Annotated in this window: 11 protein-coding genes and 3 pseudogenes; 9 read left to right on the top strand and 5 right to left on the bottom strand. The window is 74.1% G+C overall.

Annotation, left to right across the window (positions count from 1 at the left end; translation table 11 throughout):
* From EAO77_RS40005 to EAO77_RS15180, 5 genes and pseudogenes are all read left to right on the top strand, one after another.
* The coding region (locus EAO77_RS40005) for an acetate--CoA ligase family protein (RefSeq protein ID WP_261993907.1) at positions 1-921 on the top strand (921 nt) is incomplete at its 5' end.
* A gap of 45 nt (positions 922-966) precedes the next feature.
* The gene (locus EAO77_RS15165; RefSeq protein ID WP_147988502.1) at positions 967-1,551 is read left to right on the top strand and encodes a DUF5998 family protein; all 585 of its coding nucleotides are present in this window, start codon (positions 967-969) and stop codon (positions 1,549-1,551) included.
* The gene (locus EAO77_RS15170) at positions 1,551-2,783 is read left to right on the top strand and encodes an alkaline phosphatase family protein (protein WP_147988503.1); all 1,233 of its coding nucleotides are present in this window, start codon (positions 1,551-1,553) and stop codon (positions 2,781-2,783) included. The genes EAO77_RS15165 and EAO77_RS15170 overlap by 1 nt, the downstream gene beginning before the upstream one ends.
* Before the next feature lie 68 nt (positions 2,784-2,851).
* The gene (locus EAO77_RS15175) at positions 2,852-3,637 is read left to right on the top strand and encodes a thymidine kinase (RefSeq protein WP_261993908.1); all 786 of its coding nucleotides are present in this window, start codon (positions 2,852-2,854) and stop codon (positions 3,635-3,637) included.
* Positions 3,529-3,837: pseudogene (locus EAO77_RS15180) on the top strand (thymidine kinase); the annotation flags it as partial. The gene EAO77_RS15175 and the pseudogene EAO77_RS15180, both read left to right, overlap by 109 nt.
* A 35-nt stretch (positions 3,838-3,872) precedes the next feature.
* Here EAO77_RS15180 and EAO77_RS15185 read toward each other — a convergent pair.
* On the bottom strand, positions 3,873-4,652 hold the full coding sequence (locus tag EAO77_RS15185) for a VOC family protein (RefSeq protein WP_147988504.1): 780 nt from the start codon (positions 4,650-4,652) through the stop codon (positions 3,873-3,875).
* Between the two features lie 264 nt (positions 4,653-4,916).
* Here EAO77_RS15185 and EAO77_RS15190 point away from each other — a divergent pair, with 264 nt between their 5' ends.
* Positions 4,917-5,747 (top strand): sulfurtransferase, encoded by an 831-nt coding sequence (locus EAO77_RS15190; RefSeq protein WP_147988505.1) that lies wholly within the window; start codon positions 4,917-4,919, stop codon positions 5,745-5,747.
* Between the two features lie 257 nt (positions 5,748-6,004).
* Here EAO77_RS15190 and sepH (EAO77_RS15195) read toward each other — a convergent pair.
* Positions 6,005-6,958: pseudogene (gene sepH, locus EAO77_RS15195) on the bottom strand (septation protein SepH); the annotation flags it as partial.
* A pseudogene (sepH, locus tag EAO77_RS15200) lies at positions 6,958-7,353 on the bottom strand (septation protein SepH); the annotation flags it as partial. The pseudogenes sepH (EAO77_RS15195) and sepH (EAO77_RS15200), both read right to left, overlap by 1 nt.
* A 462-nt stretch (positions 7,354-7,815) precedes the next feature.
* Here sepH (EAO77_RS15200) and EAO77_RS15205 point away from each other — a divergent pair.
* Positions 7,816-8,706: a hypothetical protein gene (locus tag EAO77_RS15205; RefSeq protein ID WP_261993909.1), complete on the top strand. Its 891-nt coding sequence runs from the start codon at positions 7,816-7,818 to the stop codon at positions 8,704-8,706.
* Between the two features lie 19 nt (positions 8,707-8,725).
* On the opposite strand, the gene EAO77_RS15210 is transcribed toward EAO77_RS15205, so the two are convergent.
* Complete coding sequence (locus EAO77_RS15210; RefSeq protein WP_147988507.1) at positions 8,726-10,063, bottom strand: D-arabinono-1,4-lactone oxidase; 1,338 nt, start codon at positions 10,061-10,063, stop codon at positions 8,726-8,728.
* A complete protein-coding gene (locus EAO77_RS15215; RefSeq protein ID WP_147988508.1) occupies positions 10,005-11,264 on the bottom strand; it encodes an MFS transporter in 1,260 nt (419 codons plus the stop codon). Before EAO77_RS15215 ends, EAO77_RS15210 begins: the two co-directional genes overlap by 59 nt.
* Positions 11,265-11,452: 188 nt before the next feature.
* Between EAO77_RS15215 and EAO77_RS15220 the strand changes: the two genes are divergently transcribed.
* Together EAO77_RS15220 and EAO77_RS15225 are read left to right on the top strand one after the other, a co-directional pair.
* Entirely contained in the window at positions 11,453-12,580 is a 1,128-nt protein-coding gene (locus tag EAO77_RS15220) for a ferrochelatase (protein WP_147988509.1), read from the top strand.
* Positions 12,581-12,600: 20 nt separating this feature from the next.
* Positions 12,601-13,183: inositol monophosphatase family protein (locus EAO77_RS15225; RefSeq protein WP_147989143.1), on the top strand; the 583-nt coding region annotated here is incomplete at its 3' end.

The following is a 13,183-nucleotide window of genomic DNA, read 5'->3' on the forward strand; positions in this document are numbered from 1 at the left end:
CCCGGTGCCGAGGCGCCGGGCGGGGCCGTGGCGGGGCCGGCGGTGGACATGCGGCGGATTCCGGCGTATCCGGCGGCCGAGCGGGCCGTACGGGCGATGGCCGAGGCGGTCAGGTACGCGCAGTGGCGACGCCAGGCGGCCGAACCCGGCAAGGTGCCCGAGTACGACGACATCGACGAGGCCGGCGCCGCCGCCCAGATCGAGCGCCTGCTCGGGCAGGAGGCCGACACCCGTGGCTTCACGCTCAGCACCCCCGACGCCCACGAGCTGCTCGCCCGGTACGGCGTCGCGGTGCGCACCGCGCTCCCCGCCTCCGACCCGGACTCCGCCGCGGAAGCCGCCGCCCGCCTGGGGTACCCCGTCGCCCTGAAGACCACCGCCCCGCACCTGCGGCACCGCGCCGACCTCGGCGGGGTGCGGCTCGACCTGGCCGACGAGCACCAACTCCGCCAGGCCTACCACGAGTTGACCGAGACGCTCGGCAAGGCGGCCGAGCTGCAGCCGGTCGTCCAGGCGATGGTCCCGCGCGGTGTGGACACCGTCGTCCGGGCCGCCATCGACCCGGCGGCCGGGTCCGTGCTCTCCTTCGGCCTCGCCGGCGCCCCCTCCGAACTGCTCGGCGACACCGCCCACCGGCTCGTCCCCGCCACCGACCGGGACGCGGCCGAGCTGATCCGCAGCATCCGCACCGCGCCGTTGCTGTTCGGCTGGCGCGGATCCGCCCCCGTCGACACCGCGGCGCTCGAAGAGCTGCTGCTCCGGGTCTCCCGGCTCGTCGACGACCACCCCGAGGTCGTGTCGGTCGCACTCGAACCGGTCGTCGTCGCCCCGCACGGTCTGTCGGTGCTCGACGCCTCGGTGCGGCTCGCCCCTCCTCCCGCCCGTACCGACCTCGGCCCCCGGCGGCTGCCGAGCTACTGAGCCTGTGCGCGATTCGGACCCCCACGGCCCTTTAGGATGGACGGCATGGCGAAGACCGGCACGACGACCCAGGGGCTGCGCGCGGCGATCGAGCGCAGCGGCTACTACCCGGCCCTCGTGGCCGAGGCGGTGGAGGCCGCAGTCGGTGGCGAGCCCATCTCCTCGTACCTCGTGCACCAGGAGACCACCTTCGACGCCAACGAGGTGCGCCGCCATGTCACGGTCCTCGTCCTGACGGCGAACCGCTTCATCGTCAGCCACACCGACGAGCAGGCCGCCGACTCCAGCTCGCCGACGCCGTACGCCACCACGTCCACCGAGTCGGTCAAGCTCGGCCGGATCTCGTCCGTCGTCGTCAGCCGTGTCGTCGCCAACCCGGAGTCGTACACCCCGGGCACCCTGCCCCGCGAGGTCGTCCTGACCATCGGCTGGGGCGCGGTCTCCCGGCTCGACCTGGAGCCCGCCGCCTGCGGTGACCCCAACTGCGAGGCCGACCACGGCTACACGGGCAACTCCACCGCCGACGACCTCAGCCTGCGCGTCAGCGAGGCCGGCGACGGCCCCGACACCGTGCGCCAGACGCTCGTCTTCGCGCAGGCGCTCTCCGAAGCCACGGCCGCCACCCGCTGATGGTGCAGAGCACGCGCAGCGATTTCTGGCCCGACGACGCCCCGTCGTCCGTCTGGGGAAACGGTCATCCAGCTCCTCTCGCCGTCGACGGCGCGCCCGTCCCCGAGTACGGCCGCGGGTCGCTCGCCGACCTCCTGCCGACCCTGGCCGCCGGCCAGGGTGTCCCGGGCTTCGAGCAGCGCATCCCCGAGCTCACCCCGGCCGACCGGAACTGCGTCTTCCTGATCGACGGGCTCGGCTGGGAGCAGATCCGGGCGCACCCGGACGAGGCCCCCTGGCTGACGTCGCTGCTCGGCACCTCCCGCGGCGGCACCGGCCGCCCCATCACCGCCGGGTTCCCCGCGACCACCGCCACCTCGCTCGCCTCCGTGGGCACCGGCCTTGCACCGGGCGCCCACGGGCTGCCCGGCTACACCGCCCGCAACCCGGAGACCGGCGAGCTGATGAACCAGCTCCGCTGGAAGCCCTGGACCCCGCCGCACGTCTGGCAGCCGTACCCGACGGTCTTCAAGCTCGCCGACGAGGCGGGCGTGCACACGGCGCAGGTGTCCTCGCCGACGTTCGCGCAGACCCCGCTCACCAAGGTCGCGCTCAGCGGCGGCACGTTCCACGGCCGGCTCTCCGGCGAGGAGCGCATGGACCTGGCCGCCGAGCAGCTCGCCGCCGGCGACCGCTCGCTCGTCTACACGTACTACAGCGAGGTCGACGGCGCCGGTCACCGCTTCGGTGTGGACTCCGACGCCTGGCGTGGCCAGCTGATGTACGTGGACCGGCTGGTCCAGCGCCTCGCCGAACAGCTCCCGCCCCGTGCCGCGCTGTACGTCACCGCGGACCACGGGATGATCGACATCCCCTTCGACGAGGAGTCGCGGATCGACTTCGACGAGGACTGGGAGCTGCGCGCGGGAGTCGCCCTGCTGGGCGGCGAGGGCCGCGCCCGCCACGTCTACGCCGTCCCGGGCGCAGAGCGCGATGTGCTCGCGGTCTGGCGCGAGGTGCTGGGGGACCGGTTCTGGATCGCGGGCCGTGACGAGGCCGTCGCGGCCGGCTGGTTCGGCGAGCGGGTGGACGAGCGGGTGTACGGGCGCATCGGCGACGTGGTCGCCGCGGCCTGCGCCGACGTGGTGATCACCGCCTCGGTCAACGAGCCGCACGAGTCCGCGATGGTCGGCATGCACGGCTCCATGACCCCGGTGGAGCAGCTGGTCCCGCTCCTCGAAGTACGCTCCTGACCCGGCCCCCGCCCTCCGCCCCGCATCCCGCAGACGCCCCCGCAGACCCGAAAGGTCATCGACTACCCATGCCCGAGCTGGTGTTCTTCTCCGGAACGATGGATTGTGGGAAGTCGACTCTCGCGCTGCAGATCGAGCACAACCGGTCCACCCGCGGACTGCAGGGCATGATATTCACCCGCGACGACCGTGCCGGCGAGGGCAAGCTGTCGTCCCGGCTGGGCCTGGTCACGGACGCGGTCGAGGCGGCGGAGGGTTTCGATTTCTACGCCTACCTGGTGGCCCATCTGTCCAGGGGCGGGCGCTGCGACTACGTGATCGCGGACGAGGCGCAGTTCCTCGCACCGGAGCAGATCGACCAGCTCGCCCGTGTCGTCGACGACCTCGATCTCGACGTGTTCGCGTTCGGCATCACCACCGACTTCCGCTCGAAGCTGTTCCCCGGCTCGCAGCGGCTCGTCGAACTCGCCGACCGTGTGGAGGTGCTCCAGGTCGAGGCACTGTGCTGGTGCGGCGCGCGCGCCACGCACAACGCGCGCACCGTCGGCGGCGTGATGGTCGTCGAGGGTGCGCAGGTCGTCGTCGGCGACGTCAACCAGGCGCCCGACGAGGTCGGTTACGAGGTCCTGTGCCGTCGCCACCACCGGCGCCGGATGACCGCCGCGAGTGCCCGGGCGGCCGCACCGATCTCGACGTGTTCGCGTTCGGCATCACCACCGACTTCCGCTCGAAGCTGTTCCCCGGCTCGCAGCGGCTCGTCGAACTCGCCGACCGTGTGGAGGTGCTCCAGGTCGAGGCACTGTGCTGGTGCGGCGCGCGCGCCACGCACAACGCGCGCACCGTCGGCGGCGTGATGGTCGTCGAGGGTGCGCAGGTCGTCGTCGGCGACGTCAACCAGGCGCCCGACGAGGTCGGTTACGAGGTCCTGTGCCGTCGCCACCACCGGCGCCGGATGACCGCCGCGAGTGCCCGGGCGGCCGCACTGTCGCCCGACGTCCTCCCCGTGGAGCACGAGGAGACGGGACGCGGTGCGGCCGCCCGGACCACGGCCTGACACCTCGCCCGGTCAGGGCCCGGGCGACCGTCCGGTCACCCCGTCCCGCCCGTCGTCACCACGGTGAACACCGCGCCCTCCGGGTCGGCGACCGTCGCCTCCCGGCCCGCCGCGCCCGGCCCCGGCGGCCGGAGCACCTCGCCGCCCAGCCCGGTCACCAGCCGCGTCGCCGCATCCACGTCGGCGACCTCGAAGTACGTCATCCAGTGCGGGCCGCGGGGCCGGGGCAGCGCGGACCCGAGCCCGTGCACCGAGGCCACCGGCCGTCCGCCGACCGAGAGCGTCAGCCGGTCCCCGTCGTCGTCCGGGTCGCACGGGTGGGCCTCGTGTCCGAAGACGACCTGGTAGAACTTGCCGACGGTCGCGGTCTCCCGGGTGATCAGCTCGTGCCAGACGGGGGTGCCGGGGGTGCCCCGGACCGCGGTCCCGCCGTGGGCACGCGCCTGCCAGGCGCCGAAGACCGCGCCGCCGGGATCGGAACCGATCACCAGCCGGCCCGCCTCGCCCGCGTCCAGCGGGCCGACCCCGATCGTCCCGCCGCAGCTCCTGATCGACTCGGCGGTCGCGTCGGCGTCCGCGGTGGCCAGGTAGGGCGTCCAGGCGACCGGCAGATGCCGGTCGGCGGGCAGGCGGCCGAGTCCCGCCACCTCCCTGCCGTCGAGCAGCGCGCGGACGTACGGCCCCAGGTGCTGGGGGCCCGGCTCGTACTCCCATCCGAACAGGTCCGCGTAGAACTCCTTGATCGTGTCAAGGCTGTGCACCATCAGGCTGACCCAGCAGGGTGCGCCGGGCGTGTGCCGAGTCGCCTCGGTCATCGTCACTCTCTCCTCGGACCATCGTGGTGGCCGTGCAAGGGGGACGGGCGCGCCGTCGTGCGGGCCGATGTGCGCCCAGGGGCCCTCCCGGGCGGAAGTCGTGCTGTGCGGGGAGGGATCCTGGCCGATGTTTTCACTCCCTGGCGTCCGTTGCGCCCGGGCCGCGCCGCATATGGCGGGTTCCCGCCGGAGGATGCCCGCTTTGGTACGTCTCATCCGCTTCGGCGGTGACGGCTCGGCGGGCGGGTACGCGAGGATGGCCGTATGACACCCATCATCTCGGCGGCCGACCTCGCGACCGAGCTCGCCGGCCCCACTCCGCCGGTGCTGCTCGACGTCCGCTACCAGCTCGGCGGCCCGCACGGCCGGCCCGACTACGAGGCCGGGCACATCCCCGGAGCCGTCTTCGTCGACCTCGACGCGGAGCTGGCCGGACCGCCCGGGGACGGCGGCCGGCACCCCCTGCCGGACGTGGAGACCTTCGGCGCGGCGATGCGCCGGGCCGGCATCTCGACGGGCACGCCGGTGGTGGCGTACGACGGCGACAAGGGCTGGGGCGCGGCGCGCGTGTGGTGGCTGCTGCGCTGGGCGGGCCATGCGGAGGTACGGGTCCTGGACGGTGGCCTCGCCGCGTGGGACGGGCCGCTGGAGACCACGGTCCCGGCCCCCGCGGAGGGCGATTTCACGCCCCGCCCCGGAGCGCTGCCGCTGCTGGACGCGGAGGCCGCCGCCGCCGTCGCCCGCGACGGGCTGCTGCTGGACGCCCGGGCGGGGGAGCGGTATCGCGGCGAGGTGGAGCCGATCGACCGGGTGGCGGGGCACATCCCCGGCGCGGTGTCGGCTCCGACCGGCGAGAACCTGGACGCCTCGGGGCGCTTCCTCGCGGCCGGCGACCTCGCCGCCCGCTTCGCGTCGCTCGGCGCCGGCGAGGGGGATCGGACGGTGGGCGTCTACTGCGGATCGGGCGTGTCGGCCGCGCAGCAGGCGGTGGCCCTGGAACTGGCGGGGTACGTGCCCGCCCTGTACGCGGGCTCGTGGTCCGAGTGGTCGCGCGACCCGGCCCGCCCGGTGGCGACGGGCCCGGACCCGTCCTGACCCTCGCGCCCCCGTGGCCGCCCCGGCTCCGGCGGCGGCCACGGGAGGCGTGTCCCGGCCGTGCGCCCGCCTTTCCGGCGGAGCCGCCGGCCGCCCGGTGCCCGCACGTCCGTGCGACGGGAGCCGTTCAGGCAGGCGGAGGCGGAGGCGGCGCGGCGGACGGCGGGCGCCTGGTCATGGCCGGGGTACGACGCAGCGCGGGCGCGTGGTCATGGCCGGGGGTACGACGGAGCGCGGGCGCTGCGTCGTACCCCCGGTCAGTCCTGCTTCTTGCGGCGGGTGCCGAAGACGATCTCGTCCCAGCTCGGGACCGCGGCGCGGCGGCCCGGGCGGACGCCGTCCGCCTCGGCCTGGCGGTCCGTCGTGCCGGTCAGCCGGTCGCGGTGCCCCGCGACCGAGCGCGGCATGAGCACATCGGCGTAGGCCGAACCCGCGCCCGCCGAGGCGGCCGGGGCGACCGGCTCCTCCTCGGCCTCCGGCTCCTGCACCGGTTCGATGGCGGCCGGTTCGGCCGGAGCGGGGCGCTCCGGCACGACCATGTCGCCGCGGAAGCTCGGCACGGCCTCCAGGAGGCTGGTCAGCGAGTCGCGTTCGCCGTCCTCGGGGTCGGCCGGCGGGGCCGGCCGCTCGATCTGGCGGTCCAGGGCGCGGTCCAGCGGCCGGTCCCTGGGCAGCCTGGCGATCCGGGGGACGAACGGGAAGCTCGGCTCCTGGGCGATCGTGTCGTCGGTCTCGCCGATCAGCGCGCGGGCCTCGTCGTCGACGGCCTGGACGAGCCGCCGGGGCGGGTCGTACGTCCAGCTCGCCGAGTGCGGCTCGCCCGCCACCCGGTAGACCAGCAGGACCTCCCAGGTGCCGTCGTCGCGGCGCCACGAGTCCCACTGGACCGTGTCCTTCTCGGCGCCGCGCAGCAGCAGCCGCTCCTGGACGGCCTCGCCGAGCTGGGGGCCGGTGTTCTCGCCGGGGCGGCGGACCGGGGTCTTGCGCGCACGCTCCGCCATGAAGGCGCGCTCGGCGAGCACCGGGCCCTCGAAGCGGCGGACGCGCTCCACCGGGATGCCCGCGAGCTGGGCCACTTCCTCCGCGGACGCGCCCGCCCTTATGCGGGCCTGGATGTCACGGGGGCGGAGGTGGCTCTCCACCTCGATCTCGATCTGCCCGAGGCGGGCCCGGTCGTTGCGCACGGCGGCACGCAGCCGGCGCCGCGCAGGGCGCCGCGCAGCAGCAGCCGCTCCTGGACGGCCTCGCCGAGCTGGGGGCCGGTGTTCTCGCCGGGGCGGCGGACCGGGGTCTTGCGCGCACGCTCCGCCATGAAGGCGCGCTCGGCGAGCACCGGGCCCTCGAAGCGGCGGACGCGCTCCACCGGGATGCCCGCGAGCTGGGCCACTTCCTCCGCGGACGCGCCCGCCCTTATGCGGGCCTGGATGTCACGGGGGCGGAGGTGGCTCTCCACCTCGATCTCGATCTGCCCGAGGCGGGCCCGGTCGTTGCGCACGGCGGCACGCAGCCGCTCATCGATCGGAAGCGTGTATTCCGTGCTGTCCGCAGCCTTGAGCACCAGTCGTGTGCCGTCGTTTGAGACGGCCACGACACGCAGTTCGGGCATGGGGACCTCCCGGGTGGTGCCTGCCGACGTCACCTGCGTCGCTGCTTCCGCTAGTCGAGTGTGGCCTGCCCGGGTGCAGCCTGCCACAACCTTGCCGAGTTGCCCGGCGTGTCGGGCACAGGCCCTGAACGCCGTTATGGCACGGTGATCTGTTGGCCACCCAGAGTGAAGAAGGATCACTCTCAGTCACAGAACTCCGTGCGATACCGCGGCGACGCCGGATCGAGCGCCGCATTCGGCCCCCTACCTGGGGTCCGATCGCCACAAAAGCGATCGTGCCCAGGGCTCGCCACAGTACTCCATTCGGGCCATCCGGGTGGACTGCCGCGCCGCCGAACTTCTCCCCGGGGGTGCGGGGTCGGGGTCCGGACCACCCCTGACCGGGTGGTGTGCTTCACAGAATCAGCAGAAGCGGAACTATCGGCTTCGCTCAACTGTCACTAGGTGGTGCACGAAGGACAGATGGGCGGACAGAGGCGGGAGATGCAGCAGAAGCCGGAGGACGGGACGAATCACCGGGAACGGGCCGACGGGCGACAGGCGTCGGCGGGGCCGCGGATCGAGCTGAGCGTGCCTCAGGTCGCCGGCAGCGTCCTCGCCGCCGTCACCGCCGCGATCCTCGCCTCCCAACTCGGCGTCTACGGGACGATCGTCGGCGCCGGAGTGGTGAGTGTCGTGGCCACCTGCGGCGGCCCGCTCCTCCAGCACGTCTTCAGCAGGACGGGGGAGCAGCTGCGGGAGGCCACCGCACACGCACGGGCCGGCGTGCCGGTCGCCCCGCCGTCCCCGCCCGCGCCCGGTGAGCCGCCGGGCCCGGACCGCCGGGCGCCCCGCGAGGGGGAGTTCGGCGCCCCGCGCACGTACGGCACCCGGCGGCGGGGCTGGAAGCGGCCCGTCGCCGCGGCGGCCGTGGTCTTCGGAGTGGCCATGGGCGGCATCACCGTCTACGAGGTGGCGGCGGGCGAGGAACTCGGCGGCGGCGCGGGCACCACCGTCGGCTCGGCCTTCCGCCCCGGCGCGGACGACACGCGTCCCGGGCCCACGGACCCGGCGGACGGCGAGGACCGCGACACGCGGGACGGCGACGGGACGGACGGCCGGGACACGGACCCGTCACCCGCACCCACGCCCTCGTCCGGCACCGGCGACGGCTCCGGGCCCGGCGACGTGAATCCGCCGAAGGGGCCGGATCCCTCCGGCAGCGCCTCGCCCGACGGCGGCGGTCCGGCGCCGAGCCCTTCGGCGGATCCCCCGGAGACCGGCACCCCGGCGCCCGAACCCTCCGGAAGCGGCGCCGCCACGGGCGGGACCACGCCCGGCCCCGCCGCGTCCACCGGCACCGGCGGCCGGTGACGCGGCCGGGCGGGCCGGCTCAGTCGCCCAGCACCCTGCGCAGATAGGCGTTCTGGAAGAGCCGGCCGGGGTCGAGCCGGTCGCGCAGCGCCGTGAACTCCCCGAACCGCGGATAGGCCTCCGCGAGATACGCGGCGTCCCTGGTGTGGATCTTGCCCCAGTGGGGCCGTCCGCCGTGGGCGGTCATGATCCGCTCCACGGCCGAGAAGTACGCGCGGTAGGGCGTGCCCCGGTACATGTGCACCGCGATGTACGCGGTCTCCCTGCCGGACGCCGTGGAGAGCGCGATGTCGTCCGCGGGCGCCGTGCGCACCTCCACGGGGAAGCTGATCCGCAGCGGGGAGCGTTCCACCATCGCCCGTACCTCACGGAGCGCGGCGACGGCGGCCTCGCGCGGAAGGGCGTACTCCATCTCCACGAACCGCACGCGGCGCGGAGATGTGAAGACCTTGTAGGGGATGTCCGTGTACGTCCGCGCGGACAGGGCCCGGCTGGAGAGACGGGCGATGGCGGGGATCGCGGCGGGCACGGCCCGGCCCAGCGAACAGGCCGCCTGGAAGGCCCCGTTGGAGAGCAGTTCGTCCTCGACCCAGGCGCTGACCCTGCCGGGCGGCGCCGCGGGGCCCGCGCTGCGGTTGTTGCGCTTGGTGTTGCAGTTGCCCGTGTGCGGGAACCAGTAGAACTCGAAGTGCTCGTTCTCCGCGTGGAGGGCGTCGAAGTCGGCGAGCACCCGGTCGAAGGGCATCGGCTCCTCGCGCGCCGTCAGCAGGAAGACCGGCTCCACCGCGAAGGTGATCGCCGAGACCACGCCCAGCGCGCCGAGGCCGATACGGGCGGCCGCGAAGACCTCCGGATTCTCCTTCTCGGAACAGGTCAGGACCTCCCCGTCCGCCGTGACCAGCTCAAGGCCCTTGATCTGCGCGGCGATCGACGCCGAGTCGCGGCCCGTGCCGTGCGTCCCGGTCGAGGTCGCGCCGGCGACGGTCTGCTCCATGATGTCGCCCATGTTGGTGAGCGACAGCCCCTCACGGGCGAGCGCCTCGTTCAGCCGCTTCAGCGGAGTGCCCGACTCCACCGTGACCGTCATCGCCGACCGGTCGACGTGGCGGATGCCGGTGAGCAGATCCGGCCGTATCAGCACTCCGTCGGTGGCGGCGACCGCCGTGAAGGAGTGCCCGGTGCCGACGGTCTTGACCCGCAGACCGTCCTCGGCGGCGCGGCGCACCTCCTCGGCCAGTTCGCCGACGGACGCCGGACGTGCCTCCCGGACCGGGGTGACGGAAACCGTCCCCGCCCAGTTACGCCACGTGCTCCGTCCGGTCCCCGGTGTGCCCGGCCTGCTCGCGGTCCTGCTCACGCTGCCCCTCCCGCGTCGGCACCGGCCTGCGCAGCCGGCGGTACCCCAGGAACGCCACCAGCGCCGCGAACACTCCCGAGACCCCGGGCACCACGTACCCCGCCGCCGCTCCGTGCGCGTCGACCACCCAGCCGGCGGCCGACGAACCCAGAGCCACACCGACCGCGAGCCCCGTACTCGTCCAGGACATGCCCTCGGTCAGCTTGCTGCGCGGTACGTGCGCTTCGACGAGGGCCATGGTGGTCACCATCGTCGGTGCGATGGCGAGGCCCGCGACAAAGAGCGCCACGGCCAGGAAAGGCAGGCTCCCGGCCAGTTGGAGGGGGATCATACTCACGGCCATGGCGCAGACGCCCAGCACCCACCGGCGCGAGGGGTCGCCCTTGAGGTGGAGCAGGCCGAAGACCGCGCCCGCGAGGCAGGAGCCCAGCGCGTACACCGCGAGCACCCAGCTCGCCGCCGCCTTGCTGCCCACCTCCTCGGCGTATGCGACGGTCACCACGTCCACCGCCCCGAAGATCGCGCCCGTCGCGACGAACGCGGCCACCAGCACCTGGAGGCCCGGTGAGCGCAGCGCCGAACCGCCGGTGTGGTGCTCGGCGGGGTGCGGCGTCGGCTCGGTGGAGCGCTGTGCGGTCAGCCACCAGACGCCCGCCGCCAGGAACCCGGCCGCGAGCAGGGGCCCCGCCTCGGGGAACCACATCGTCGACAGACCGATGGAGATGATGGGCCCGAAGATGAAGCAGACCTCGTCCACGATCGACTCGAACGAGTACGCGGTGTGCAGTTCCCGCGGCCGGCCCTGGTAGATCGCCGCCCAGCGCGCACGGGTCATCGCCCCGACGCTCGGCACACAGCCGCCCATCGCCGTGAACACGAACAGGGTCCAGTCCGGGGCCCCCTGCTGCGCGCAGATCAGCAGGCCCGTGACCGCGAACAGCGCGATCAGCGTGGCCGGCCGGAGCACTCTGCGCTGCCCGTGCCGGTCGACCAGGCGGGAGATCTGCGGGCCGAGGACGGCGGCCGACAGGGCCAGCGTCGCGGTCAGCGTCCCCGCCAGCCCGTAGCGGCCGGTGATCTCGGAGACCATCGTCATGATGCCGATGCCCATCATGGACAGCGGCATCCGGCCGAGCAGGCCGGCGGCGGAGAACCCCAGGGTGCCGGGGGTGGCGAAGATCGCGCGGTACGGACTGGGCAAGGGGGACTCCGGTAAGGCGTATGGGCAGCCTTCACAGATTACGCGCAGGATGTCCTCGCACGCACCGGGGTTTCGCACGGCGCCCGTGCCGCGGCGCCCCGGGACTCCGCGGAGCCGCCGTGCCCCGTGCCGCGGCGCCCGGGGGCCCTTATCGGCGCCTCCGGGGCCGGGGTGGCAGGATCTTCCCCATGTCCGATCTGCGTGATCCAGCGCCCTACGACGCCCTTCTGCTGCTCTCCTTCGGCGGCCCCGAAGGACCCGACGACGTGGTCCCGTTCCTCGAGAACGTCACCCGTGGCCGCGGCATCCCCACGGAGCGCCTCAAGGAGGTGGGGCAGCACTACTTCCTCTTCGGCGGCGTCAGCCCCATCAACGACCAGAACCGGGCCCTCCTGGACGCGCTGCGCAAGGACTTCGCGGACCACTCGCTCGACCTGCCGGTGTACTGGGGCAACCGCAACTGGGCCCCCTACCTGACCGACACGCTGCGCGAGATGACCGAGGCCGGCCACCGGCGTGTCGCCGTCCTCGCGACCAGCGCCTACGCCTCGTACTCCGGCTGCCGCCAGTACCGCGAGAACCTCGCCGACGCGATCGCCGCCCTGGAGGCCGAGGGACTGCGCCCGCCGCGCGTGGACAAGCTGCGTCACTACTTCAACCACCCGGGCTTCGTCCGCCCGATGATCGAGGGGGTCCTCGCCTCTCTCGCGGAGCTGCCCGGGGACATCAGGGCCGGGGCGCACCTGGCGTTCACCACCCACTCCATCCCCACCTCGGCGGCCGACTCCTCGGGGCCCGCCGACGAGCACGGCGACGGCGGATCCTACGTCCGCCAGCACCTGGAGGTGGCCCGTCTCGTCGCCGATGCCGTCCGCGACGAGACGGGCATCGAGCACCCCTGGCGGCTCGTCTACCAGTCCCGCAGCGGCGCCCCCCACATTCCGTGGCTGGAACCGGACATCTGCGACCACCTGGAGGAACTGCACGCGGCCGGGGCGCCTGCGGCGGTCATGGTCCCGATCGGCTTCGTGTCGGACCACATGGAGGTCCTCTACGACCTCGACACCGAGGCCACCGCCAAGGCAGCCGAACTGGGCCTGCCCGTGCGCCGCTCCGCCACCGTCGGCGCCGACCCCCGCTTCGCCGCCGCCGTCCGCGACCTGCTGCTGGAGCGGGCCGCGTCCGAGCGCGGCATCGACGCCGAGCGCTGCGCCCTCGGCTCCCTCGGCGCGAGCCACGACCTCTGCCCGGTCGGCTGCTGCCCCGCCAGGGCCCCGCGGCCCGCGGCCGCCGGGGCCGACAGCCCGTACGCGTGAATCGCCCGAAGGAGACCCCCGTGACCGACGAGCGGACATCCGAACTGCTCACCCTCGCCCTCGAGGCCGCCCGCCGGGCCGGCGCGCTGCTGCGGGACGGCAGGCCGGACGACCTCGCGGTCGCCCGCACCAAGTCCAGCCCGATCGACGTCGTCACCGAGATGGACATCGCGGCCGAGAAGCTGATCACCGGCTACCTGGAGGACCACCGGCCGGACGACGGCTTTCTCGGCGAGGAGGGCGCCGCACGGGACGGCACCAGCGGTGTGCGCTGGGTCATCGACCCCCTGGACGGCACCGTCAACTACCTCTACGGGCTGCCCACCTGGGCGGTGTCCATCGCGGCGGAGGTCGACGGCGAGACGGTCGTCGGCGTCGTCGAGGCCCCGATGCGCGGCGAGACCTTCCATGCAGTCCGGGGCGGCGGGGCCCGTCTCGGGGACCGTCCGCTGCGCTGCCGGCCCGCCCCGCCGCTGGACCAGGCGCTGGTGTCCACCGGCTTCAACTACGTCCACACCGTCCGCAGCCACCAGGCCGACGTCGCGCAGCGGCTGATCCCCCGGCTGCGCGACATCCGGCGCAGCGGCTCCGCCGCGATCGACC

Source organism: Streptomyces sp. T39 (assembly GCF_008042045.1).
In the GTDB taxonomy this organism is placed as follows: domain Bacteria; phylum Actinomycetota; class Actinomycetes; order Streptomycetales; family Streptomycetaceae; genus Streptomyces.